General features: G+C 58.9%; 21 protein-coding genes and 1 pseudogene. 4 read left to right on the forward strand and 18 right to left on the reverse strand.

Going from position 1 to position 23,670, the window contains the following annotated elements; translation table 11 throughout:
- Window positions 1–27: 27 nt before the first annotated feature.
- Together AACY49_RS21675 and AACY49_RS21680 are read right to left on the reverse strand one after the other, a co-directional pair.
- Window positions 28–1,023 carry a TRAP transporter substrate-binding protein gene (locus tag AACY49_RS21675; RefSeq protein ID WP_258699033.1) on the reverse strand — a complete coding sequence of 332 codons (996 nt, stop codon included), beginning with the start codon at window positions 1,021–1,023 and terminating at the stop codon, window positions 28–30.
- Between the two features lie 103 nt (window positions 1,024–1,126).
- Window positions 1,127–2,581: a TrkH family potassium uptake protein gene (locus AACY49_RS21680; RefSeq protein ID WP_258699034.1), complete on the reverse strand. Its 1,455-nt coding sequence runs from the start codon at window positions 2,579–2,581 to the stop codon at window positions 1,127–1,129.
- Window positions 2,582–2,826: 245 nt separating this feature from the next.
- On the opposite strand from AACY49_RS21680, the gene AACY49_RS21685 reads away from it, so the two are divergent.
- Both AACY49_RS21685 and AACY49_RS21690 read left to right on the forward strand, forming a co-directional pair.
- Entirely contained in the window at window positions 2,827–3,516 is a 690-nt protein-coding gene (locus AACY49_RS21685; RefSeq protein ID WP_339526306.1) for an energy-coupling factor ABC transporter permease, read from the forward strand.
- Window positions 3,517–3,579: 63 nt separating this feature from the next.
- Window positions 3,580–3,795, forward strand: coding sequence for a hypothetical protein (locus tag AACY49_RS21690; protein WP_258699036.1), 216 nt, complete (start codon window positions 3,580–3,582; stop codon window positions 3,793–3,795).
- Between the two features lie 8 nt (window positions 3,796–3,803).
- Here the strand turns inward: AACY49_RS21690 and yacG are convergent, their stop codons facing one another.
- The 5 genes from yacG to pilB are packed head-to-tail and all read right to left on the reverse strand — an operon-like array spanning window position 3,804 to window position 8,415.
- On the reverse strand, window positions 3,804–4,004 hold the full coding sequence (gene yacG, locus AACY49_RS21695; protein WP_030130376.1) for a DNA gyrase inhibitor YacG: 201 nt from the start codon (window positions 4,002–4,004) through the stop codon (window positions 3,804–3,806).
- Window positions 4,001–4,624 carry a dephospho-CoA kinase gene (coaE, locus tag AACY49_RS21700; RefSeq protein ID WP_320393276.1) on the reverse strand — a complete coding sequence of 208 codons (624 nt, stop codon included), beginning with the start codon at window positions 4,622–4,624 and terminating at the stop codon, window positions 4,001–4,003. Before coaE ends, yacG begins: the two co-directional genes overlap by 4 nt.
- The gene (locus AACY49_RS21705; RefSeq protein WP_339526308.1) at window positions 4,621–5,493 is read right to left on the reverse strand and encodes a prepilin peptidase; all 873 of its coding nucleotides are present in this window, start codon (window positions 5,491–5,493) and stop codon (window positions 4,621–4,623) included. The genes coaE and AACY49_RS21705 overlap by 4 nt, the downstream gene beginning before the upstream one ends.
- A 1-nt stretch (window position 5,494) precedes the next feature.
- Window positions 5,495–6,712 carry a type II secretion system F family protein gene (locus AACY49_RS21710; RefSeq protein ID WP_339526309.1) on the reverse strand — a complete coding sequence of 406 codons (1,218 nt, stop codon included), beginning with the start codon at window positions 6,710–6,712 and terminating at the stop codon, window positions 5,495–5,497.
- A 2-nt stretch (window positions 6,713–6,714) separates the two neighbouring features.
- Window positions 6,715–8,415, reverse strand: a complete 1,701-nt coding sequence (pilB, locus tag AACY49_RS21715) for a type IV-A pilus assembly ATPase PilB (RefSeq protein ID WP_258699040.1) — start codon at window positions 8,413–8,415, stop codon at window positions 6,715–6,717.
- 226 nt (window positions 8,416–8,641) lie between these two features.
- Here pilB and AACY49_RS21720 point away from each other — a divergent pair, with 226 nt between their 5' ends.
- Together AACY49_RS21720 and AACY49_RS21725 are read left to right on the forward strand one after the other, a co-directional pair.
- Window positions 8,642–9,052 carry a pilin gene (locus AACY49_RS21720; RefSeq protein ID WP_320393280.1) on the forward strand — a complete coding sequence of 137 codons (411 nt, stop codon included), beginning with the start codon at window positions 8,642–8,644 and terminating at the stop codon, window positions 9,050–9,052.
- Between the two features lie 321 nt (window positions 9,053–9,373).
- Window positions 9,374–9,730 carry a BON domain-containing protein gene (locus AACY49_RS21725; RefSeq protein ID WP_258699042.1) on the forward strand — a complete coding sequence of 119 codons (357 nt, stop codon included), beginning with the start codon at window positions 9,374–9,376 and terminating at the stop codon, window positions 9,728–9,730.
- 195 nt (window positions 9,731–9,925) lie between these two features.
- On the opposite strand, the gene AACY49_RS21730 is transcribed toward AACY49_RS21725, so the two are convergent.
- The 11 genes and pseudogenes from AACY49_RS21730 to AACY49_RS21780 form a co-directional block, all read right to left on the reverse strand.
- Window positions 9,926–10,222: a DUF2845 domain-containing protein gene (locus tag AACY49_RS21730; RefSeq protein ID WP_258699043.1), complete on the reverse strand. Its 297-nt coding sequence runs from the start codon at window positions 10,220–10,222 to the stop codon at window positions 9,926–9,928.
- Window positions 10,222–13,218: a DUF748 domain-containing protein gene (locus AACY49_RS21735; RefSeq protein WP_339526312.1), complete on the reverse strand. Its 2,997-nt coding sequence runs from the start codon at window positions 13,216–13,218 to the stop codon at window positions 10,222–10,224. Before AACY49_RS21735 ends, AACY49_RS21730 begins: the two co-directional genes overlap by 1 nt.
- Before the next feature lie 60 nt (window positions 13,219–13,278).
- Window positions 13,279–14,295, reverse strand: coding sequence for a class I SAM-dependent rRNA methyltransferase (locus AACY49_RS21740; RefSeq protein WP_339526314.1), 1,017 nt, complete (start codon window positions 14,293–14,295; stop codon window positions 13,279–13,281).
- Between the two features lie 165 nt (window positions 14,296–14,460).
- Window positions 14,461–14,682: pseudogene (locus AACY49_RS21745) on the reverse strand (acetyl-CoA C-acetyltransferase); the annotation flags it as partial.
- Complete coding sequence (acs, locus tag AACY49_RS21750) at window positions 14,681–16,618, reverse strand: acetate--CoA ligase (RefSeq protein ID WP_339526316.1); 1,938 nt, start codon at window positions 16,616–16,618, stop codon at window positions 14,681–14,683. The gene acs and the pseudogene AACY49_RS21745, both read right to left, overlap by 2 nt.
- Window positions 16,619–16,759: 141 nt before the next feature.
- Complete coding sequence (gene pgi / locus AACY49_RS21755) at window positions 16,760–18,424, reverse strand: glucose-6-phosphate isomerase (RefSeq protein ID WP_258699047.1); 1,665 nt, start codon at window positions 18,422–18,424, stop codon at window positions 16,760–16,762.
- Window positions 18,425–18,654: 230 nt separating this feature from the next.
- Window positions 18,655–19,035: an aspartate 1-decarboxylase gene (gene panD / locus AACY49_RS21760; RefSeq protein ID WP_008153310.1), complete on the reverse strand. Its 381-nt coding sequence runs from the start codon at window positions 19,033–19,035 to the stop codon at window positions 18,655–18,657.
- A 129-nt stretch (window positions 19,036–19,164) separates the two neighbouring features.
- On the reverse strand, window positions 19,165–20,025 hold the full coding sequence (panC, locus tag AACY49_RS21765; protein WP_339526318.1) for a pantoate--beta-alanine ligase: 861 nt from the start codon (window positions 20,023–20,025) through the stop codon (window positions 19,165–19,167).
- Window positions 20,022–20,822 (reverse strand): 3-methyl-2-oxobutanoate hydroxymethyltransferase, encoded by an 801-nt coding sequence (gene panB / locus AACY49_RS21770; protein WP_339526320.1) that lies wholly within the window; start codon window positions 20,820–20,822, stop codon window positions 20,022–20,024. Before panB ends, panC begins: the two co-directional genes overlap by 4 nt.
- A 353-nt stretch (window positions 20,823–21,175) precedes the next feature.
- Window positions 21,176–21,661, reverse strand: coding sequence for a 2-amino-4-hydroxy-6-hydroxymethyldihydropteridine diphosphokinase (folK, locus tag AACY49_RS21775; RefSeq protein ID WP_339526322.1), 486 nt, complete (start codon window positions 21,659–21,661; stop codon window positions 21,176–21,178).
- 3 nt (window positions 21,662–21,664) lie between these two features.
- Entirely contained in the window at window positions 21,665–23,065 is a 1,401-nt protein-coding gene (locus tag AACY49_RS21780; RefSeq protein WP_258699051.1) for a polynucleotide adenylyltransferase PcnB, read from the reverse strand.
- Window positions 23,066–23,670: the final 605 nt, after the last annotated feature.

The following is a 23,670-nucleotide window of genomic DNA, read 5'->3' on the forward strand; positions in this document are numbered from 1 at the left end:
CCCTTTCGGGCGGCGCCCGACGGCAGATTACTGGGCCTGGTTGGCAGCTTCGGCGGCCTTGATCAGGTCGGCACCGATATCACCTTCGAACTTCTTCCAGACCGGTTTCATTGCTTCGCGCCATTCGCCACGTTGCTCCGGGGTCAGCGTGATGATTTCAGTGGTTTTGGCGTTGATGATGTTCTGTTTGGCATCCTGATTCAGTTTTTCCGCATCCTTGTTCACCTGAGTGGTGACCTCGGCGATGATCTTGTCCAGTTCGGTTTTTATATCCGGTGGCAGGCCAGTCCAGAACTTGGTGTTGGTGATCAACATGTAATCGAGCAAGCCATGGTCGGATTCAGTGATGAACTTCTGCACTTCGTGCATTTTCTGGCTGTAGATATTCGAGTAAGGGTTTTCCGCGCCATTGACGACGCCGGTCTGCAAGCCCTGATACACCTCGGCGAAGCTCATTTTGCGAGGGTTGGCGCGCACCGCCTTGAATTGCTCTTCGAGCACGGCCGAAGCCTGCACACGAAATTTCAAACCGCGAGCATCGCCCGGTTTACGCAGCGCCTTGTTGGCGGACAACTGCTTCATGCCGTTATGCCAATAGGCCAGGCCGGTGATGTTCTTGCTTTCCATGGCCTTGAGAAGCCCCTGGCCGTCAGGGCTTCGCTGGAAGCGGTCAACTGCCGAGATATCGTTGAACAGAAACGGCAGATCGAACAATTGCAGCTTGGGTGTGTATTGCTCAAACTTGGCCAACGACGGCGCAATCATCTGCACGTCGCCCGACAGCAGCGCCTCCATTTCCTTGCCGTCACCGAACAGCGAAGAGTTTGGATAAACCTCTACCTTGACTTTGCCGGGCAGACGCTCTTCGACGAGTTTCTTGAACAGCAGGGCGCCTTGGCCTTTAGGCGTTTGTTCGGCGACCACGTGAGAAAACTTGATAACGACTGGATCAGCCGCCAGTGTCAGGCTCGACGCACCCAGGGCGAGTGTGCAGATGGCCGCGCTCCACAATGATTTGAGCATTTAGATGTTCCTCTTGTTTTAGTTCTCGTGCCGTTCATGTCTGAAACGCTTTGCACGGTGGACAAGAGGAGTCTAGGCAATAAATCACCATTGGTTGTTGCAACTAGTATTTCCAGAAAACCGGGATGAACAGCACCAGAACGGTGAGGATCTCCAGTCTTCCCAGCAGCATGCCGACGGTCAGCAGCCATTTGGCGGCATCAGGCAGTGTCGAGAAGTTGCCTGCCGGACCAATGATCGAACCAACGCCAGGCCCCACGTTGCAGACGGCGGTGGCCGCGCCACTCAATGCCGTGGTCCAGTCCAGGCCGATGAGCGCCAACCCCATGGCGATCGCCCCGATGGTGATGGTGAAAAAGAAAGAAAACGTCAGGAGCGAACGGGCGATATCCTCGTCGATGGGGTGATTGTTGTATTTTTTCCGGATGATGGCTCGAGGATGGATCAGTTGTTTCAGGCTGCCCATGAGCAGTGCGCCAGCCACTTGAAAACGGAAGATTTTAAGCCCGCCAGCGGTGGAGCCGGAGCAGCCGCCGACAAAGGTCAGGTAAAAGAACAGCAACACGGAGAAACTGCCCCATAACGTGTAATCCCCCAGCGCCACGCCGGTCGTCGTGACCACTGACGTCACGTTGACCGCCACGATCCTAAACGCCTCCCACCAGCCGTACTCGCTGTGCAAGCACAACCAGGTTCCGACCAGCAGCGAGGTGATGAGCAAAAAGCCAATGAACCCGCGTACCTGGTGATCTTTGAGCAGGGCGTATCTATTCCCGCGCAACGTGCCCACATACAGCGTAAAAGGCAGGCTGCCCAGAATCATGACAACCACCGACACCCAATGGATGGCCGGTTGCGTCCAGTGCGCCAGAGAAGAATCGGAGGTGGAAAATCCTCCCGTGGAAATCAACGACATTGCATGGTTGATGGCTTCGAACGGCGTCATCCCTGCTATCCACAGGGCCAGTGTGGAAAGAGCGGTAAGCCCGATATACAGCCCAAGAATATATTTGGCAGCGACGTGGGAGCGTGGTGTGACCTTCTCCGACCAGTCGGATGATTCAGTCTGAAACAGCCGCATGCCCCCGACCCGCAATAGCGGCAGGATGGCCACGGCCATGCCGATGAAGCCGATGCCACCCAGCCAATGCAGCATTGAACGCCAGATCAGCAATCCGGGCGAGGCGGTGTCCAGACCGGTCAGGATGGTCGATCCGGTGGTGGTGATGCCGGACATCGTTTCAAAAAACGCGTCGGTGTAGCTGATGTGCTGGATCAGGACCATGGGCAATGCGGCGAACATGCAGACGACTACCCAACTGGCAGTGGTCAGCATGTACATATCGCGGGGACGCAACTGAGCGTCCTCAGGACGGCCCTTGTTGATCAACAGCAGCCCGGACACCGCTGTGATCAGGCTCGACCACAGAAAGGCCGACATATCATCGTTGCGTTCATAGATCACCAGAGTGAGCATCGGTATCGCCATGCTCACTGCCAGTGTGATCAAAAAAATACCCAGGATGAAACCGATAAGCCGCAGTACCGCAATGGACATAAATAACGCCTGTCTTGTTAGCGCCGCGCAGTATCGATCGGCTTGTCGTTTTGTCTCGTAAAGTTTGCGTAACTTTTTTCGTTCCCTCGGATTCTCTATTCGCCGGGTAGACGCGCGACACGGCCAGGCAGAATCGTCGGTATAGACTGGGAGCTACGACGAAGGGAGAGACGCGTGAAATATAGAACAGTGTTGCTGCTCAGTCTTGCGCTTATGTGGGCCCAGGCGCCGGAAAAGGCTTGCCCATGATTGGCGCCGAACTGCTGTCATCGCAAAGCCTTACAGTTGGCTGGCTGATTTACGTGCCGGTAGTGATCTGGGCTGTCTGTCGAGCGCCTTGGGTTGAATTGTTCAGCGATAGCCGCCGTCAGCATCTGTTGTTCGGCACGGTGTTCGCATTGTTCATGCTTTGGCTGGTGCGACGGGACTTTGATACCGGCGTGTCCTATCACTTCATCGGCATGACGGCGGTGACGTTGCTGCTGGATTGGCCGTTGGCGATTGTCGGCGGGTTGGTCGCGCAAGCGGGATTGGTGCTGCTCGGGCGCCAGGACATGGCGGCCATGGGGGTCAACGGCTCGCTGCTGATTCTGCTGCCGGTGCTGGTCACCGAGTGCTGCGCAATCCTGGTGGAGCGCGCACAGCCGCGTAATCCCTTTGTGTATATCTTCTGTTCCGGTTTTTTTGCCGCTGCGCTGTCGGCCTTGTTGTGCCTGATCCTGACACTCACGCTGCTGTGGTACGACGAGCGATTCGCCATGCCGTACTGGCTGGAAGACTTTGTCGGTTACCTGTGGCTGCTGATTTTTCCGGAGGCGTTTATCAACGGCATGGTGATCAGCGCGTTGGTGGTTTTCTGCCCCGAGTGGCTGGAGACATTCAATCGCACGCGCTATCTATCGGCGCCCTGGAAAGATGACGATCCCAAATCTTGATCCACATCAAATCCAAAAAGCGTTGACGAATCCATGCTTCGGAAAACCTTCAGGAGCATCGGCATGAGTGTGTATGAGTGGGCCAGGCAGGAGTTGCGTCAGAGTCTGGATCTGGCACAAGAGGTGGGTTTCGACCCGGGATTGAGCCTGCGCGCCTTGCTCAGTGCGGTGGTGCAGCAGAGCAAGGCGGTACGCAATGTCGAAGACCTGGCCGATGAGTTGCGGTTTCTTGCCGAAAACCTCGACGAGGGTCAGGACTATGGCTTTATGCGGCCTTGATGGCCGGATCAGTGACGCGGGTCGAAGTCTTCGCTGAACAGTTCGTCTTCGGCATCCGGGCTCACCGGGATCTTGTGTTCTTCCGACGCCCAGGCGCCCAGATCGATCAGTTTGCAACGGTCCGAACAGAACGGCCGGAACTTGTTCTCGGGGCTCCATTCGACAGGGGCGCCGCAGGTTGGGCAATCGACGGTCGGGGTTTGGCTCATGACTGGCCTCCACGCAAAGTAAGGTAAAAGTGATGCAGGCGTTCGACCTCGCTGTGCAGCCAGGCGAGGTCGCGGTCGTTGACCACCACATCGTCGGCATGGCTCACGCGGTCCTGTCGGCTGGACTGAGCCTTGAGGATCGCCTGGACCTGCTGTTCGCTGGTCTGATCACGCTGCAGGGTGCGTTCGATCTGTAGCTGTTCCGGAGCATCGATCACCAGGACCCGTTGGGTCATGGCGTACTGCCCGGACTCGATCAGCAGCGGCGAAACCAGAATCGCGTAAGGCGATTGTGCCTTGGCCAGATGATGGGCGATTTCCTCGGCGATCAACGGATGCAGCAGCGCTTCGAGCCAGCGGCGTTCATCCGGCACTTCGAAGATCAGCTTGCGCAGGGCGGCACGATCCAGTTGGCCGTCGGCTAGCAACACGCCGGGGCCGAAGTGCTCGGCGATCCTGGCCAGTGCCGGGCGACCGGGTTCGACCACCCAGCGAGCCGCATGATCGGCGTCCACCACGTGCACGCCCAGATCGATGAAGTGCTGGGCGGCCGCGCTTTTGCCGCTGCCGATGCCGCCGGTCAGGCCGAGAATCCAGGGTTTTTCCACAGGGGTATTCATTTCAAACCGACAAACTGCCAATAGAAGCCGGTTATTTGACCACCCCAGAGCAAGGCAATCCAGCCGGCAATGGCCAGATAGGGACCAAAGGGCAGCGGAGTCGAGGTTTTCGCATCCCGCAGGCGCAGCAAAATCACCCCGATGATGGCGCCCAGCAGCGATGACAGCAGGATGGTCAGCGGCAGGATTTGCCAGCCGCCCCAGGCGCCGAGCATCGCCAAGAGCTTGAAGTCACCGTAGCCGATGCCGTCCTTGCCGGTGATCAGCTTGAACAGCCAGAACACCGTCCACAGCGCCATGTAGCCGGCCACCGCGCCCCAGAGCGCGTCATGCAGTGACACGAAGAGCCCGAAGCTGTTGACGATCAACCCCAGCCATATCAACGGCAGCACCAGCACGTCCGGCAACAGCTGGTGTTCGGCGTCGATCAGGCTCATCGCCAACAGGCCCCAGCTCAGGATCAGCACCATACAAGCCTGCCAACCGAAACCGAAATGCCAGGCGACGAATGCCGACAGCACACTGCAGGCCAGTTCGGTCAGCGGATAACGTTTACTGATCGGCGCCGCGCAGTTCGAACATCGCCCACGTAAAAACAGATAACTGAGTACGGGAATGTTTTCCCACGCGCGAATCCGATGGCCGCAGTGGGGGCACTCGGAGTGAGGCAGTATCAGGTTGTAAGCAGGGCCTGGGGGTTCGGCTGGCAAATCCAGTACGTCATGGGCCTGCAGGCGCCATTCACGCTCAAGCATTTTCGGCAGGCGCCAGACCACCACGTTGAGAAAGCTGCCGATCAGCAGGCCGATCCCCCCTGCGGTAATCACGAAGGCCAGCGGGTTGAAGCTCAGAAATTCGTTCAAGGACATATCAGATCGCTGAGCCGAGTTGGAAGATGGGCAGGTACATTGCAACCACCAGCCCGCCGACGATAACCCCCAGCACCACCATGATGAACGGCTCCATCAGGCTGGTCAGGTTATCGACCATGTTGTCCACCTCGGCCTCGTAGAAACTCGCGACCTTGTCGAGCATGTCGTCCAGCGCGCCGGACTCTTCGCCAATGGCCGTCATCTGGATCGCCATGGTCGGAAAGATGCCGGAGGTGCGCATGGCAAAATTCAGCTGCATGCCGGTTGAAACGTCCTGTTTGATGCGTAACACCGCTCGCTTGAACACGATGTTGCCGGTCGCGCCCGCCACTGACTCAAGGGCTTCGACCAGTGGCACGCCGGCTGCGAACGTCGTCGACAGGGTGCGGGCGTAACGGGCCACGGCGGACTTGTACATGAGCGCGCCAACCAACGGCAGTTTCAGCAACCAGGTGTCCATCCGGTCGCGAAAGCCTGGGGAATTCTTGAAGGCGTGGCGCACGCCGAAGATCCCCGCACCCAGCACGCCGAGCAACATCCACCACCAGTCCTGCATGAACTCCGACAAGCCGATGACCATTACGGTGAACGCCGGCAGCTCGGCGCCAAATCCTGAGAACACCGACTCGAACTGCGGTACAACCTTGACCAGCAGAATGCCGGTCACAATGATCGCGACGAACACCACGGCCAGCGGGTAGGTCATGGCTTTCTTGATCTTGGCCTTGAGGCTTTCGCTCTTTTCCTTGTAGGTCGCCACCCGTTCCAGCAGGGTATCCAGGGCACCGGCCTGCTCGCCGGCGTCCACCAGGTTGCAGTACAGCTCATCGAAATACTGGGGCTTTTTACGCAGGGCCGCGGCGAAGCTGTTGCCGGCCGCGACTTCCTGTTTCACCTCGTCCACCAGCTTGCGCATGTTCGGGTTATCGAAGCCTTCGCCGATGATATCGAACGATTGCAGCAGCGGTACGCCGGCTTTCATCATGGTCGCCATCTGCCGGGTAAACAGGGCAATGTCCAGGGGCTTGATGCGTTTGCCGGCACTGAAAATGGACGCGGACTTTTTCCGCACCTTGCCCGGGTTGATGCCCTGCTTGCGCAACTGGGCCTTGATCAGCGCGGGATTTTGCCCGGTCAACTCGCCGGTCATTTTCGCGCCTTTGCGATCCGTGCCTTCCCAGGCATACACGCTGATTTTCGCTGCTTTGACCGCCATATTCAGTCCTTGGTGACCCGGTTGATTTCTTCAAGGCTGGTGATGCCTTGCATGGCCTTGAGCAGGCCCGAAGTGCGCAGGTCGTTGAAGCCGTCCTTGCGCATCTGGAGGTCGATTTCCAGTGAGTTGCCTTCGGCCATGATCAGCCGTTGCAAATCCGGTGTGTTCTTGACCACTTCATAAATGCCTACTCGCCCTTTGTAACCGTTGTTGCACTGATCGCAACCGACCGGTTCATAGATCGTGAACGAGCCGATGCGTTCCTCGGGGAAGCCTTCCTTGAGCAGCGCCTCGCGGGGAATTTCGATGGGTTTCTTGCAATGACTGCACAGTTTGCGCGCCAGGCGCTGGGCGATGATCAGGCTGACCGAGGTCGCGATGTTGAAGCCCTGAATCCCCATGTTGTGCAGGCGGGTCAGGGTTTGCGAAGCGCTGTTGGTGTGCAGGGTGGAAAGCACCATGTGCCCGGTTTGGGCGGCCTTGATGGCGATTTCGGCGGTTTCGAGGTCGCGAATTTCACCGACCATGATCACGTCCGGGTCCTGGCGCAGAAACGAGCGCAGCGCCTGGGCGAAATCCATTCCCTGCCTGGGATTGACGTTGACCTGGTTGATGCCTTCCATATTGATTTCTACCGGGTCTTCGGCAGTGGAGATGTTGATGTCGACGGTGTTGAGGATGTTCAGACCGGTATAGAGCGACACGGTCTTGCCTGAGCCGGTGGGGCCGGTCACCAGGATCATCCCCTGTGGCTGCTTGAGGGCGGCCATGTACAGGTCTTTCTGGTCGGGCTCATAGCCGAGGGCGTCGATGCCCATTTGGGCACTGGATGGGTCGAGGATCCGGATCACCACTTTCTCGCCCCACAGGGTCGGCAGGGTGTTGACCCGGAAGTCGATGGACTTGCTTTTGGACAAGCGCATCTTGATTCGCCCGTCCTGGGGTTTGCGCCGTTCGGATATGTCGAGGCTGGCCATGACTTTCAGCCGGGAAGCGATGCGATTGGCCAGTTGTGTCGGTGGCTTGGCGACCTCATGCAGGATGCCATCGGTGCGCATCCGCACGCGGTAGGTTTTTTCGTAGGGCTCGAAATGCAGGTCGGAAGAACCGCTCTTGATCGCATCGAGCAACATCTTGTGGACGAAGCGCACCACGGGCGCGTCATCGGTATCTTGCCCTGCGATGGAATCCTGTTTCTGGTCATCGACCGACTCGATGTCCAGGCCGTCGAGGTCGACATCGGCCATGTCTTCCAGGCCGGTGGAGTGGTTGTCGAAGAATTTCTCGATGGCATCATTGAGCTTGTCTTCCTCCACCAGGATGGCTTCGGTGCTCAGCCCGGTGCTGAACTGGATGTCATTGATGGCCTGGTGATTGGTCGGGTCGGAAATCCCCACGAACAGCTTGTTGCCACGCCGCCAGAGAGGCAGGGCGTGGTGCTGACGGATCAGCTTTTCGCTGACCAGCCCACGGGGTTGGGTTTCCTTGTCCAGGCAATTGAGGTCCAGCAGGGCCATGCCGAAATGATCTGAAGCGACTTCGGCGACCTGCCAGCTTTTCAGCAGTTTGTTCTGCACCAGATAGCTGACGAAGGAGATTCGACTGCGTTGGGCTTGCTGATACGCCTGTTGCGCACTTTGGTCAGTGATCAGCTCGGCCAGTACCAATTGCTTGGCCAGACCGCTAAGGGCGATGTCATTCATTGGGATTCCGGACGCAGACGGTTAATGACTTATAGCCTAGTCAAGCAGTGGAACCAAACCCGCCGGGGTAAGGTGACAAAAAGTGTCAGATAGTGCGGATTATGGGGATAGGAAAGGTCTTGGCGTTGATCTCGCGCCCCGTCAGCAGGGGGGAGGGGCGGTTGGCATGGGCTGTGCTGTGCCTTGTTCAGATCATGAGATTTCGACTCATGCATGGAGCCTGTCTATGAAAAATCAAAATGGTTTTACCTTGATCGAACTGCTGATCGTCGTGGCGATCATCGGGATTCTGGCGACGTTTGCGTTGCCGCAGTATTCGAAGTATCAAGCGCGGGCGAAGGTCACTGCGGCGCTTGCAGAAATCTCGGCACTGAAGGTGCCTTTCGAAGACATTATCAATCAAGGCACCGATCCTACCCTCGCGCTGATCGGCGGTACGGCGACCACAGGTAATTGCACGATTACGGCATCGGGTACTTCCTCTACCGGTGTGGGCAGTATTGGTTGCACGATCCTCAATGCTCCAGGGCCGGTGCTCAGCAAAACCATTACGCTCTCGCGTACGCTCACCGGTGGCTGGACATGCGCCACCACGGCTCTACAGGAATACGCGCCTAAAGGTTGCACCGGCGCCTGATCCATATTGCCAGGCATAGCCAATGCCCCGCTTCTCACGACGCGGGGCATTTTTTTTGTGGGTCATTTGAGGGCGATTCGGATAATCAGGAAAATCCCCGGCAATTCATTGCGTTAGGCCTGCGTTAAAACCCGCAAGTTGCATGTCGATAAACTCGAAGTCATGCATTTTGCATGACTCCGGAAATTATCATTTTTATTAAGTTATTGATTTTTAAGTGTTTGGTTTTATTTTCTCAGTTGGCACAGCGTTCGCAATATCCCTGTTAACCCTGCTGACAAGACACGCAGCAGACTTTCCAGAAGAACAGGAGTTACTCGTATGAAGAAGTTCGCTATTGCTGCCGCTACTGCTACCGCGCTGACCCTGACCATGGCCAACGCTGCATTTGCACAGACCATCCAGACCACCCAGTCCCCTATGGTGCTGGCTGCCGGTGAAGTGACCAAAGCCAAAGAAGCTACTTCCGATACCTGGATAACGACCAAAGTCAAAGCAGACCTGGTGACCGAAAAAGGCATCCCGGGCACCGACATCAAAGTCGAAACCAACAAAGGCGTAGTGTCACTGTCGTCCACCGTTGCGGTGACTGACGCTCAGAAAGCAACCGCCGTGGCCATCGCCAAGAAAATCAAAGGCGTCAAAGCGGTATCCGCTGACGGCCTGAAAGCCGAGTAAGGCAAGGCTTCTCGCCTGGACCGGGAGAAGACGCGGCAGGCGGGCCGAGTCATACGCTTGTCGCTTTTTGAGAGTTCATGCGAACGGCCACAGGGACGTGGCCATTACAGGCCCCGACATTCGTGTCGGGGCCTGTTCTATTGGGAGCAAGCCCGCTCCCACTTTGACTGGTACCCACATTGAATTGTGGCGGGTTCAATTACCGCGTTTGCTGGTGATTTGCACCAACCGGTTGCCTTCAAAGCGCAGGTACTGGTACATCCCGCTGTTGGGTCCGTAGGTCCATTCCTCGACCTGAAACTCTTCCCGTCGATTGGCGCTGCGCTTGTAGCCAAGCAGGTCACGGGCGACAGGCTCTCCGCATTTTTGCAACACTTCACTGGACCTGTCCCCGACGCTGATCAGCTGGCTGCCGCAGCGCAGGGTATCGGCCGCAACGGCTTGGCCGGCGGCCAGCATCAAGGCCAGATTCAGAAGCCAGCGCGCGCCCATCACTCGGCATCCAGGTGCATGGCCGTCACCACGCGGCCATCGCTTTCGGGCTCACCGAGGTTGGCGTCGATGAAGTACACGCGGTCATCGGCCAACTGCCCTTTGTCCACCAGGTAGTCCTTGATGCTGCTGGCCCGCTCTTGCCCCAGTTGGCGCAACAGCACCTCGCTGGAGCTCCAGAAGTCGATCACGCTTTCACGCATTTTTTTGCTGCGCTCTTCCTTGCCCAGGTCCTTCCATTCGGCGGGTGGCTGGATTTTGAGACGCGTGCGGTAGATCCCTTCAAGCAGTGGGCTTTTCTCGTTGTCCGGCACGTTCAGCAATGAGGCCTGGGCCGGCACTTTGTCTCCGCGGCGCTGGAGCATTTTGTAGTAGTTGTACTGGTATTCCCGTTCCAGGCGTTGCTCGGCGAGCAGCGGGCCGTCGCTGCTCTTGGCGGCGGTGCCTTCGATTTCCAGACGCAGGGCCGGACGCTCCTTGAGCGCTTGGGACAGTTTGATCAGTGTCGCTTCGGCTTCCTTGCTCAAGTCGCTTGAACCCGGAGCAAACGCCACGGTACCCAGGTCCTCTGAACCACCGCCGCTGACCAGCCCGCCGATCATTTTGAACGGCGCCGCGGCCGCCTTCACGATCAGATTGCGCAGGGTCTGCCAGATGATCGGCATGATGCTGAACTGCGGGTTGTTCAGGTCGCCGCTCACCGGCAGCTCGATGGAAATCTTGCCGTCGACATCCTTGAGCAAGGCAATCGCCAGTTTCAGCGGCAGGCTTACGGCATCCGGACTGTCGACTTTTTCACCGAGTTGCAGCTGTTCGACCACCACTTTGTTTTCGGCCAGGAGCTGGCCGTTGGTGATCCGGTAATGCAGATCCAGATTAAGCCGGCCCTTACGGATGCGGTAGCCGGCGAACTTGCCGGAGTAGGGCGTCAGGGTCGTCAGTTCCACCCGTTTGAAACTGGTGGCGATGTCCAGGCTGGCCATCGGGTCGAACGGGTTGACCGACCCCTTGATGGTCACCGGCGCATAGCGGTCGACCTTGCCTTTGACGTCGACGCTGGCCGGTTTTGCCTGCCGGCTGTCGATGGTGCCGATCTTCCCGTTCAGCTGTTGAACGGCTGTGGCGAAGTTCGGGGTCAGGCTGAAGTCGGCGAAGTTCGCCGAACCGTCATTGATGGCGATGCTGCCAATGTGGATGCCCAGCGGTTTTTCTTTTCCGGCCGCCGGTTTGGTTGCGGCGGTTGTGGTCGTTGTGGCGCCGGAGTCCGCCGGTTGCGGGATCAGCAGGTCATCGATGTTGGTGGTGCGGTCATCGTTGATCATGAAGCGCGCATAGGGCTGGAACAGATTGACCTTGTCGATCGACAGGCTGTCGCCATGCTGATAGTTCAGGCCTTCGAGCACCAGCTGCTGCCACTTGAGGAAGTCTCGGGTTTTCAGGGTGTCGAGGGTATGCAGTTGATCGACCTGGGCGCGGCCGGTGACGCTGAACGCCAGTGGCTCGGTGCTTTTCAGGTCGACCGCCAAATCGCTACCGAGCATGCCGCTGCGCAGTTCGAGGCGAATGAAGGGGGTGATGTAGGACTGGGCGACGCGCAGGTCGATGTCCTTGGTCTGCACGTTCAGTCTGGCGCTGATCGGGGCCAGATCGACCACGCCGTCCGCGGTGAGCTTGCCTTGCTTGCCCACGCCCGTGTCGAGCTTGAGGTTGAAAGGAGAGCCATTGAGGCTGTCGAAATTTTGCAGGTCCAGGTTCAGCGGTCCGAGCTCCAGCGCCACGGTGGGTTGCGCCTTACGGTCGGTCAGGTGCACCTGATAATTGCGCAGTTGCACGTCTTTGAGCAGCACTTGCCAGGGCTTGCTTGGCGCGGTCGGTTCAGGCTTCGGTGAATCGGCTGCCGCTGGTGTGCTGGCGGGTTCGGCGTTGGCTTTGGCGGCCGGTTTGGACGGTTGACTGGCGAACAGTTTTTGCCAGTCGAGTTGCCCATCCGCTTCGAGGGCGGCCCAGGTTTCCAGTTTCTGGCTGCGAATCTTGCCGACCACCACTTGCTGTTTGGCCAGATCCACGGTGGTTTCGCTGATGTCCAGCCGTTCGAGCTTCGCCAGCGGTCGGCCGTCCGGCGCCTTGATGGCGAAAGGCGCGACGCTGACGGCGACGTTGTTCAGTAGCAGTTCGGTTCCCTTGGACAGGTTGAGTTTGTAGTCGGTGCTCAGGTTCAGGACACCGTTTTCCAGGACCAGCGGCACAGCATCGCGCACATAGGGCCAGAAGGATTTCATCTTGCCATCGGTGATTTTCAGCTTACCTTCGGAGGCGATCGGGATCAGGCTGAAGTTACCGGTCCAGTCGATCTGTCCACCTGCCGGGCCAACGGCGACCAATGTCATGTCGGCGCTGTCTTCGGGCAGGGTGCTGAGGTTTTTCAGTTCGAAATCGAGTTTGTCGTAGATGAATTCGATGGGTTCGCTGGGCCGTGCATCCTCGAAATGTACGGAGCCGCCGGCCAGTTTGATCCGCTCCACGCGCAGCGGGAATGGTCTGGCGTTCGGGTCGACCGGGGCCGGTTCGCTGGCGGGGATTTTGAACAGCCCGAGCAGGTTGAGTTTGCCGTCCTTGCCGAAGAGGATTTCGGTCTTGGGTTTGTCCAGCTCGATATCGGACAGGTGCAGCGCCTTGGTCCAGAGGCTGTCGATCTGCAGGTTCGCGTACAGGCGTTCGAAGCCCACTTGTTCCTTGCCCGGCTCGCCGACGACCAGGCCCCAAAGGGTGACTTCAAGGGTGAACGGGTTGAGTTCGATCCGCGAAATCGTGGCGGGCGTCGCGGCGTAGTTGGCCAGTTGTTGGTTGACAACCCGCAACGCGATGCCCGGCAAAATCAGAAAACCCAGCAGGCTATAAAGAGCCAGTGCAGTCAACAGGGCGCCGATAGCGCGAATCAATCCTTTGGGCATGTGCGGTTTCATCTGTCGGAATCGGAGTGCCTTGGAGTATGGCATGCGTTTGCGGTTCCGAAGCAATCATGCTTTATAGGAATTGTCTGGCTATGGGCGGGATTTTCAGAGCTGCAGGATCAGCGTTTTCAGCGGCGGCTGTTGATCCATCGAGGGGAAATCGCCGCCCGGTTTCATCACTGTCCACTCGCGAACCGGACGACCAGACTTCTCTGCGCAGCGTAAAACCTGTTCACGCCAATCGTCCATGCTGACCTTCGCCAGGTTGTTGCAGCAGATCAGCACGCCGTTGTCGGCGGTGGCCAGCAGCGCCGGTTTGAGCAGGCTCTGGTAGTCGCGCAACAGGTCGACCGTACCGAAGGCACTCTTGGCCCAGGCGGGTGGATCGAGCAGCACCAGATCGTACTGACGCTGATCCAGACGTTGATAGCTCGGCAGTTTCTGCCCGCGACGCTGGCTGATGGGCAGGCCCGCCAGTTGGCGGATCGCCGGGAAGTAATCGGACTGGATGAATTCCATGGTCGGTAATTGCGGGTTGAGCAGGCCGTTCTCACGACCGACCGCCAGATTGCCTTCGGCAAAGTCCAGGTTGCACACCTCGCTGGCACCCCCGGCCGCGGCACTGAGGCCGACGCCACAGGTGTAGGCGAACAGGTTCAGCACACTTTTGTTTTTACTGTGCGCCTTGACCCAGCCGCGGGTGTTGCGCAGGTCGAGAAACAGCAACGGGTCCTGGCCGGCGTGGCGCCCGCGAACCCGGTAGTTGAGCCCCCATTCGTGGCCGATCAACTCTTGCAGGGCGGCGTCGTCGGCGCGGTAGACGGTGTCTTCGCGGTCGATGCGCGAGTTGCCGCGGGAACGGTCGTTGTAGACCAGCAGGGTGTCGAGGCCCAGCTGCTGATTGACGGTCTCATGCAGTTGCAGCAGGGCGTCACGCTCCAGTGCCTGGTGGAAACTTTGCACCAACAGTTGCGGGCCGTAGCGGTCGACGGTCAGGCCGCCGGCGCCTTCCTGGCTGCCGTGGAACAGGCGATAGCAATCGGTGCCCTGCTGATGCAGCTCGGCGAGCAGGTCTTGGCGACGATCAAGGGCGGCGCACAGCGCCTGATTCAAGGAAGACATGCTGGGCGCCTTGCAGGAGGGAATTGGGGGCGCGGGAGTTTAACAGTTTGGGCGATGAAGAACCTGTAGGAGCGAGGCTTGTCCGCGAAGACGGCGGCACAATCAACATTGATTTCGCCTGACACACCGCTTTCGCGGGCAAGCCTCGCTCCCACAGGGACGTGATTAGCGCTCGATGGCCAATGCAACGCTCTGACCACCACCGATGCACAGGGTGGCCAGACCTTTCTTGGCGTCACGCTTGATCATTTCGTGCAACAACGTCACCAGCACCCGGCAACCCGAGGCGCCGATCGGATGGCCCAGGGCGATGGTACCGCCGTTGACCTTGCTCAGGTCCCATTCCAGGTCCTTGGCCACCGCCAGGGATTGTGCCGCGAAGGCTTTACGAGTTCAGGCGTTTGTCGATCAGGCCTTGCACCACACTCGGGTCGGCGAGTGTCGAGGTGTCGCCCAGGCTGTCCAGTTCGTTGCAGGCGATCTTGCGCAGAATCCGCCGCATGATCTTGCCCGAACGGGTTTTCGGCAGGGCCGGGGCCCACTGGATCAAGTCAGGTTTGGCGAAGCTGCCGATCTCCTTGCTGACGTGGGCCAGCAGTTCTTTCTTCAAATCATCGTTGGGGTCGACGCCATTCATGGGCGTGACGAAGGCGTAGATACCCTGGCCTTTGATGTCGTGGGGGTAACCGACCACGGCGGCCTCGGCAATGCTGTCGTGCAGCACCAGGGCGCTTTCCACTTCGGCGGTGCCAATACGGTGCCCGGAGACGTTGATGACGTCATCGATGCGCCCGGTGATCCAGTAGTCGCCGTCCTCGTCGCGGCGTGCGCCATCGCCGGTGAAGTAGTAGCCGGGGTAGGGCTTGAAGTAGGTTTCGACCATGCGTTTCGGGTCGCCGTAGACGCTGCGGATCTGCGCCGGCCAGCTGGACTTGATGGCCAGAACGCCGCTGCCGGCGCCTTTGATTTCCTTGCCGTGTTCATCGAGCAACACCGGTTGCACGCCGAACATCGGTTGGGTGGCGCAACCGGGTTTGATCCGTTGGGCGCTGACCAGCGGGCTGAGCATGATGCCGCCGGTTTCGGTCTGCCACCAGGTATCGACAATCGGGCAGCGCTGTTCGCCGACCGTATTGAAGTACCACTCCCAGGCTTCAGGGTTGATGGGCTCACCGACGGTGCCGAGTAATCGCAGGCTCTCGCGGGAGGTTTCCTTCAACGGCTCGGGACCTTCACGCATCAGCGCACGCAGGGCGGTGGGGGCGGTGTAGAAGATGTTCACGTGGTGTTTGTCGATCACCTGCCAGAAGCGCGAGGTGCTGGGGTAGCTCGGTACGCCCTCGAAGATCAGCGTAGTCGCGCCGTTGGCCAATGGCCCGTAGACGATGTAGCTATGGCCGGTGACCCAGCCGACATCGGCGGTGCACCAGAAGACTTCACCGTCACGATAGTCGAGCACGTATTTGAAGGTCATGGCGGCTTGCAGCAAGTAGCCGCCAGTGGTGTGCAGCACGCCTTTGGGTTTGCCGGTGCTGCCGGAGGTATAGAGGATGAACAACGGGTCTTCGGCGTCCATCGGTTCGGGCGGGCAATGGTCATCGACGTCGCGCAGGGCCTGGTGATACCAGAGGTCGCGGCCTTCAACCCAATTCACCTGGTTTTGGCTGCGTTCGACCACGATTACGCTGCTGACGTCGGGGCAACTTTGCAGGGCCTTGTCGACGTTCTGTTTGAGCGGCACGAATTTACCGCCGCGTACGCCTTCGTCGGCGGTTATCACCGTGCGGCAGTCGGCGTCGAGGATCCGGTCACGCAGGGAGTCCGGGGAGAAGCCGCCGAACACCACCGAATGAATCGCGCCGATCCGCGCGCAGGCGAGCATGGCATAGGCGGCTTCGGGGATCATCGGCATGTAGATGCACACGCGGTCGCCTTTCTTCACGCCACGGCTTTTGAGCACGTTGGCCAGTCGACAGACGTTGTGATGGAGTTTTTTGTAGGTGATCCGGTCGGATTCGGCGGGGTCATCGCCTTCCCAGATGATCGCGATTTGATCGCCGCGTTTTTCCAGATGACGATCGATGCAGTTGTAACTGACGTTTAACTTTCCGCCGGCGAACCAGCTCGCTTCACCGGTTTTAAGGTCGTAACGCTGGACGGTTTGCCACGGCGCGCTCCAGTCGAGAAAGCGTGTGGCCTGTTCGGCCCAGAAGGTGCTGGGGTGTTCGATGGATTGGCGGTACAGGCGTTTGTAGTCGTCTTGACTTAACTGTGCAGCCCGGCGGACGGCATCGGCTTTGGGGAACGTGCTGATATCGAACATGACGGTTCCTTATGCTTGTTATGCGACAAGAATAAAGATGCGCCCTGTGAATTTTGAGTTCAAGTGTACATAGAACCAATGTGGGGGCGAGCAAGCCCGCTCCCACAGGGTCAGTGCTGACCTGTGGGAGAGGGTGTCAGATCACCCGCGGTGACGACCGCGGAAGTAGTTGATCAGGCCTTGGGTGGAGGCATCGTCGGCCGGGGTTTCTTCGCTGCCGACCAGGCGGTTGTAGACGCCTTTGCCCAGCTCTTTACCCAGCTCCACGCCCCACTGATCGAAGGCATTGATGCCCCAGATCACGCTTTGCACGAAGACTTTGTGTTCGTACATCGCCACCAGTGCGCCGAGACGACGCGGGCTGATGCGCTCGACCACCAGAGTGTTGCTCGGACGGTTGCCCGGGATCACCTTGTGCGGTGCGATTTTCTGTACGTCTTCTTCGCTCATGCCCTTGTCGCGCAATTCGGCTTCTGCCTCGGTGCGGTTCTTGCCGAGCATCAACGCCTGGCTTTGGGACAGGCAGTTGGCGTACAGCCACTGGTGGTGGTCGGACACCGGGTTGAAGCTGACGATCGGCACAATGAAGTCGGCCGGAATCAGTTGGGTGCCCTGGTGCAGCAACTGGTGGTAAGCGTGCTGACCGTTGCAGCCGACGCCGCCCCAGATCACCGGGCCGGTATCGGTGGACACTGGCGTGCCGTCCTGGCGTACGCTCTTGCCGTTGGATTCCATGTCCAGCTGTTGCAAGTGCTTGGTGATGTTGCGCAGGTAGTGGTCGTACGGCAGGATCGCGTGGCTCTGCGCGCCCCAGAAATTGCCGTACCAGACGCCGAGCAACGCCAGCAGCACCGGCATGTTCTGTTCGAATGGCGCGCTCTGGAAATGCTGGTCCATGGTGTAGGCACCGGACAGCAGTTCCTTGAAGTTCGACATGCCGATGGCCAGTGCAATCGGCAGACCGATGGCCGACCACAGCGAGTAACGCCCACCGACCCAGTCCCACATCGGGAAGATGTTCTCTTCGCGGATACCGAACGCCACAGCCGCCGCGTTGTTGCTGGAAACGGCGATGAAGTGACGGTACAGCTCGGCTTCCGAACCACCCTGAGCCAGGTACCAGGCGCGTGCGGCCTGGGCGTTTTTCAGAGTTTCGAGGGTGTTGAAGGATTTCGACGAGACGATGAACAGCGTGGTTTCGGCGCGCAGTTTCATGGTCAGTTCGTGGAACTCACTGCCGTCGATGTTTGCCAGGTAGTGGCAGCGCACGCCTTTCTGGGCGTAGGACAGCAACGCTTCGGACACCAGCTCAGGGCCGAGGAACGAGCCACCGATGCCGATGTTCACCACGTCGGTGATCGGCTTTTCGGTGTAACCGCGCCACAGACCGTCGTGGATCCGGCCCACGAGGTCGGTGATCTGGTTCAGCACCTTGTGCACGTCGGGCATCACGTTGACGCCGTTGACCGACAGCTTGTCGCCCACCGGACGGCGCAGTGCGGTGTGCAGTGCCGGGCGCCCTTCGGAAGAGTTGACGATTTCACCATCGAACAGCGCTTTGATCGCGCCCTTGAGGTCGACTTCGTTGGCCAGGCCCACCAGCAGATTGCGGGTCTCGGCGTTGATCAGGTTCTTCGAGTAATCGAGAAACAGACCGCAGCTGCTGAGGGTGAATTGAGTAAAGCGCTGCGGATCGGCATTAAAGGCTTCGCGCATGCTGAAATCCTGCATGGCTTGGCGGTGGTCATTCAGCGCTTGCCAGGCGGGCAGAGCGGTAACGTCGTGAGGAGTGCGGTAGTACGCCATCGCTGCGGTTTTCCTTTTTACTTGAACGGCCTTTTGAACACGAAAAATCCCGGAGAGCCGCGGGTGGGCGTCCGGTCAACTACGTCGACACGATTTTTGGCGCAGGGCGAATACAGTAAACCTCGCGCCGCAATCTGTCTTGACTTTGTCTGACCTGCTCCCGGTACTTTTTTAACATTTAAACCGGGAGCGGTCCGACAAACGGAAGGCTGACAGGGGTGTCGGCTCGATCAGGCGACCTGAACCGGAATGGCATTGCTGGTGTGGCTCAGCTCGTTACCCGGTGCCATGTAGAGCATGCGCGGCTTGAAGTTCAGTAGCTCGGCTTCGCTGTAATGGGCGTAAGCGCAGATGATCACGCGGTCGCCGACCTTGGCTTTGTGCGCTGCGGCACCGTTGACCGAGATCATGCGCGAGCCTTCTTCACCACGAATCGCGTAGGTGGTGAAGCGTTCGCCGTTATCGATGTTGTAAATCTGGATCTGTTCGTACTCACGGATGCCGGACAGGTCCAGCCATTCACCGTCGATGGCACAAGAGCCTTCGTAATCGAGTACAGCGTGGGTGACTTCGGCGCGATGCAGCTTGGCCTTGAGCATGATGGCGTGCATGAGTGTTTCCCCGGGTCGGAATCGAACGGGGGGCAGTTTGCCCGAAGGGCTTGTGGGCGGCAATACAGTCTGGAGACGACGCAGATCCAATATGGGAGCGGGCTTGCTCCCACAGTGGTTTTGTAGTGTTTATACGGGAGCGTCGAGGTTCAGATGCAGGTTGTCGATTAACCGCGTCGTGCCCAGGAACGCCGCCACCAGAATCACCAGGTCCCGATCTTCTGCCGTCGCCGGACGCAACGTCAGTGCATGGCGAATTTCCAGATAATCCGGACGCAGGCCGGCAGCTTCGAGTTGCTTGATCTGCTCGTTGATCAGCGTCGGGTAATCGCGCTCGCCCTGTTTGATCGCGTCGGCAATATGGGTCAGGGTGCGATAGACCATGGGCGCGATGGCCCGCTGTTCTTCGCTGAGAAAACCATTGCGCGATGACAGGGCCAAGCCGTCAGCGGCACGCACGGTGGGTTCGCCAATGATCTGGATCGGCATGTTCAGGTCATGCACCAGGGCGCGAATCACCGCCAGTTGCTGGAAGTCTTTCTGGCCGAAGATCGCCAGGTCCGGCTGGACCATGTTGAACAGCTTGCTGACCACGGTCGCCACCCCTTCGAAATGCCCCGGACGACTGGCGCCGCACAGGCCTTCGGACAGTTGAGGCACGCTGACGCGGGTCTGACCGGCCATGCCGTCGGGGTACATTTCTTCGACGGTCGGTGCGAACAGCAGATGGCAACCGGCCTGGAGCAGTTTCTCCTGGTCGGCGGCCAGGGTCCGGGGGTACTTGTCGAGGTCTTCGCCGGCGCCGAATTGCAGCGGGTTGACGAAAATGCTCGCGACCACGAAATCCACCCGTTGGGTGGCTTTGGTAATCAGTGCGATATGCCCGCTGTGCAGGTTGCCCATGGTCGGCACGAAGCCGATGCGCTTGCCTTCGCTACGGGCACGGGCCACGGCGGCCCGCAGTTCGCGTACGGTTTTTACGGTGTTCATGCAGAGAATCCGTGTTCGATGCCGGGGAAAGTCGCCGCTTTGACTTCAGTGACGTAAGCGCTCAGGGCAGCCTGAATGCTGCTTTGGCCAGTCATGAAGTTTTTTACGAATTTTGGCACGCGGCCGGTAATGGACAAGCCCAGCATGTCGTGCAGCACCAGCACCTGGCCGTCGGTGCCATTGCCGGCGCCAATACCGATCACCGGGATACCCACCGCCTGAGTGATTTCTTCGGCCAATTCGCTGGGCACGCATTCGAGCAGCAACATGGCCGCACCGGCCTGTTCCAGGGAAATTGCGTCGGCACGCATCTGCCGCGCCTGGTTCTCGTTGCGGCCCTGGACTTTATAGCCACCAAGGATGTTGACCGATTGCGGCGTCAGCCCCATGTGTGCGCACACCGGGATGCCGCGTTCGGCCAGCAGACGGATCGAGTCCGCGAGCCACAGTGCCCCTTCAACCTTGACCATGTGCGCACCGGCCTGCATCAACAGCGCGCTGTTGGTCATGGTCTGTTCGAGGGTGGCGTAGGCCATGAAGGGCAGGTCGGCGAGGATCAGGGCATCGGTGTTACCGCGCTTGACGGCCGCCACGTGGTAGGCCATTTCAGCGGTGGTCACCGGCAGGGTGCTGTCGTGACCTTGCAAGACCATACCAAGGGAGTCGCCCACCAGCAGCACTTCGACCCCGGCCTCATTGCAGGCGTGGGCGAAGGTCGCGTCATAGCAGGTCAGCATGGTGATCTTTTCACCTTTCTGCTTGAGGCTCTGGAGCGTGGTCAGGGTGATGGCTGGCATGAAAAAAGTCCTCAGTACAGGCGCTATGGAAACTACTGCGAGTAACGCGCGTGATTCGTCATTTATACAGGCGCACCTTCTTTCGTGGTGCTTGTAAGGCCTGGATTGCGCCCTTTGGCGCCGGGTTGGCGGCAGCGGGACGCCTATAGTCGTGAGGAGAACCCGGGAAGTCAATTACGTGTGTTACCGCATTGTTACGCGTGGGGTGTTACCGGCGTTACTGGTGCGATTCAGTAGATACGACAGAAACCATTGTGGGAGCGGGCTTGCCCGCGATAGCGACTTTACATTCAACATCAATGTTGACTAATAGTCCGCCATCGCGGGAAAACCCGCTCCCACAGGGAGTTTTGTCAATTCGGGGAGATGCGTTCCAACCCGACGAACGGGCAGGCGGCGAGTAATTCTGTGAGGCTGCGGCCATCGGCCAGGCGCAGATCCGCCGGTGCCAGCTCGGCCAACGGATAGAGCACGAAAGCCCGTTCTTGCAGGTGGTAGTGGGGGACTTTGAGGCGGGGTTCGTCGATCAGTCGATCGCCGAACAGCACGATGTCCAGATCCAGCGTGCGCGGGCCCCAACGTTCAAGGCGCTCGCGACCTTGTCCGTTCTCGATGGCTTGCAGCGCATCAAGCAGCTCCAGCGGCGCGAGGCGGCTGTCGAGGGCGGCAACCGCGTTGGTGTAACGCGGTTGGCCGGGCAGCAGCGAGTCGCTTTGATAAAACGCCGAAACGCCGACCAGTTGGGTCTGCGGCAACTGCGACAACGCCTCGATAGCGCTGCGTAACTGTGCGGCGGGGTCAGCCAGATTGCTGCCCATGCCGATGTAGATGCGTTCCATGACCTACTCGCCTGTAGCGCTCGAGGCACCGGCAGCGCGTTTGCGCTTGGCGCCGCCGCTGCGGCGACGTTTGCGTGGAGCTCCGGTACCGTCGTCCTTGCCGCTGAGGTCGCGGATCATGTCCCGGCGTTCGCTGTCGTTGGCGTCCTGATAGTCAGTCCACCATTCGCCCAGGCCATCGGTCTGCTCCCCGGCGCTTTCGCGCAGCAGCAAGAAGTCATAACCGGCGCGGAACCGCGGGTTGTCCAGCAACAGGTCGGCTCGTTTGCCGCTGCGCCGTGGCAGACGCTCCTGCATGTCCCAGATCTCGCGGATCGGCATCGTGAAGCGTTTCGGGATTGCGATCCGTTGACACTGTTCGGCAATCAACTCGTGCGCCGCTTCCTGCATCGCCGGTATCGGCGGCATGCCACGTTCTTGCAGGCGCAACACGCGAGCCGGCAGGGCAGGCCACAGTAATGCTGCAAACAGGAACGCCGGGGTGACCGGTTTGTTCTGCTTGATCCGCAGGTCTGTATTGATCAGCGCTTCGCTGATCAGCGTATGGGTGTAGGTCGGGTTGTATTCCAGCGCTTCGGCACTGGCCGGGAACAGCGGATCGAACAGCTGCAAGTCGACCAGCATCTCGAAGGTGTCCGCGGCATGGCCGGAGAGGAACAGCTTGAGCACTTCTTCGAACAGACGGGCTGATGGAATCTCGCGCAGCATCGGTGCCAGATCGCGGATCGGCAGGGCGCTGTGTTTTTCGATGCCGAAATTCAGCTTGGCGGCGAAACGCACGGCCCGCAGCATCCGCACCGGGTCTTCCTGGTAGCGTTGCTTCGGATCGCCGATCAGGCGGATCAGGTGATTGCGGATGTCGTGTACGCCATTGGCGTAGTCGAGAATGCGCTCGCTGACCGGATCGTAATACAAGGCGTTGATGGTGAAGTCGCGGCGTTGCGCGTCTTCTTCCAGGGTGCCGTAAACGTTGTCGCGCAGAATGCGCCCGCTTTCGTTACGGGAAGACTGGTTGCTGTCTTCGTCCTCGTCGTTTTGCGGGTGATTGGCGCGAAAGGTCGCGACTTCGATGATTTCGCGACCAAAGTGGATATGCACCAGTTTGAAGCGACGACCGATGATCCGCGCGTTGCGGAATTCGGCGCGTACCTGTTCAGGTGTGGCGCTGGTGGCGACGTCGAAATCTTTCGGCGTGATGCCGAGCAGCATGTCACGCACACAGCCGCCGACCAGGTAAGCCTGGTAACCGGCGTTCTGCAGGCGTTCGACGATATTCACCGCATAACGGCTGAATTGCGCCTTTTGCAGCGAATGTTGGCCGCTGTTGAGCACTTCAGGCGTACTGCGAATGTGTTGCGTATGACGCTTGGGAGAACGGAATGACTGGAACAGCTTCTTCAGCATGGGATGCACTGTTTGAAGGAATGTTCGGCCATAACGAAGAATGACCGCATGATGGGCGGGGATTCTAGCATTTAGTCGGGGGATGGTGTAGGAAGCTGCGCAAGCGCTTGAAGGGGATGTCTACTACGGGACCAAACGCCAGAAACCACAAGGGGAGCCGAAGCTCCCCCAGAAGTAGTTGCGTGCTCTATTTTTATTATTGGTTTCGGGCTTCTTGTTTTTGTTGAGCGCCCTCGCCATGAAGTTTTCCTTCATGACCCTCCCAATCGGGAGCCAAGAGCAAACGGATTGCTTTGGTCGCTGTGTTGCAATGATCGTGAGATCCAACCAGTTCAGGCACTGTCTTAGGACAGTTTTTATTGTTCTCGGCCTGGTCGTGGGGCAAGCCCCAAATACAACGCCTCTCCAAAAGAATCAGTTAGCTACGCCTCTCGCCGTCTTGTTTTTATTGTGCGTGAGTCGATTCGTCTTATTTTTATTGTCTTGTGCATTGCTTGTTATTGTTCTTGTACTAAACATATAGCAGGGGGCGTGCCAACTTTTGTGAGGTCCAGTAAAACAAGGGCTTAGGCGGGCTAATGGTGTTTTTCGAGGCCAAAAAAAAC

Source organism: Pseudomonas sp. EL_65y_Pfl2_R96, assembly GCF_963970905.1.
Classification (GTDB): Bacteria; Pseudomonadota; Gammaproteobacteria; order Pseudomonadales; family Pseudomonadaceae; genus Aquipseudomonas.

Coding starts and splice junctions, on each gene's coding strand:
- AACY49_RS21675 (WP_258699033.1), bottom strand. CDS start 1,023: ATGCTCAAATCATTGTGGAGCGCGGCCATCTGCACACTCGCCCTGGGT.
- AACY49_RS21680 (WP_258699034.1), bottom strand. CDS start 2,581: ATGTCCATTGCGGTACTGCGGCTTATCGGTTTCATCCTGGGTATTTTT.
- AACY49_RS21685 (WP_339526306.1), top strand. CDS start 2,827: ATGATTGGCGCCGAACTGCTGTCATCGCAAAGCCTTACAGTTGGCTGG.
- AACY49_RS21690 (WP_258699036.1), top strand. CDS start 3,580: ATGAGTGTGTATGAGTGGGCCAGGCAGGAGTTGCGTCAGAGTCTGGAT.
- yacG (WP_030130376.1), bottom strand. CDS start 4,004: ATGAGCCAAACCCCGACCGTCGATTGCCCAACCTGCGGCGCCCCTGTC.
- coaE (WP_320393276.1), bottom strand. CDS start 4,624: ATGAATACCCCTGTGGAAAAACCCTGGATTCTCGGCCTGACCGGCGGC.
- AACY49_RS21705 (WP_339526308.1), bottom strand. CDS start 5,493: ATGTCCTTGAACGAATTTCTGAGCTTCAACCCGCTGGCCTTCGTGATT.
- AACY49_RS21710 (WP_339526309.1), bottom strand. CDS start 6,712: ATGGCGGTCAAAGCAGCGAAAATCAGCGTGTATGCCTGGGAAGGCACG.
- pilB (WP_258699040.1), bottom strand. CDS start 8,415: ATGAATGACATCGCCCTTAGCGGTCTGGCCAAGCAATTGGTACTGGCC.
- AACY49_RS21720 (WP_320393280.1), top strand. CDS start 8,642: ATGAAAAATCAAAATGGTTTTACCTTGATCGAACTGCTGATCGTCGTG.
- AACY49_RS21725 (WP_258699042.1), top strand. CDS start 9,374: ATGAAGAAGTTCGCTATTGCTGCCGCTACTGCTACCGCGCTGACCCTG.
- AACY49_RS21730 (WP_258699043.1), bottom strand. CDS start 10,222: ATGGGCGCGCGCTGGCTTCTGAATCTGGCCTTGATGCTGGCCGCCGGC.
- AACY49_RS21735 (WP_339526312.1), bottom strand. CDS start 13,218: ATGCCATACTCCAAGGCACTCCGATTCCGACAGATGAAACCGCACATG.
- AACY49_RS21740 (WP_339526314.1), bottom strand. CDS start 14,295: ATGTCTTCCTTGAATCAGGCGCTGTGCGCCGCCCTTGATCGTCGCCAA.
- acs (WP_339526316.1), bottom strand. CDS start 16,618: ATGTTCGATATCAGCACGTTCCCCAAAGCCGATGCCGTCCGCCGGGCT.
- pgi (WP_258699047.1), bottom strand. CDS start 18,424: ATGGCGTACTACCGCACTCCTCACGACGTTACCGCTCTGCCCGCCTGG.
- panD (WP_008153310.1), bottom strand. CDS start 19,035: ATGCACGCCATCATGCTCAAGGCCAAGCTGCATCGCGCCGAAGTCACC.
- panC (WP_339526318.1), bottom strand. CDS start 20,025: ATGAACACCGTAAAAACCGTACGCGAACTGCGGGCCGCCGTGGCCCGT.
- panB (WP_339526320.1), bottom strand. CDS start 20,822: ATGCCAGCCATCACCCTGACCACGCTCCAGAGCCTCAAGCAGAAAGGT.
- folK (WP_339526322.1), bottom strand. CDS start 21,661: ATGGAACGCATCTACATCGGCATGGGCAGCAATCTGGCTGACCCCGCC.
- AACY49_RS21780 (WP_258699051.1), bottom strand. CDS start 23,065: ATGCTGAAGAAGCTGTTCCAGTCATTCCGTTCTCCCAAGCGTCATACG.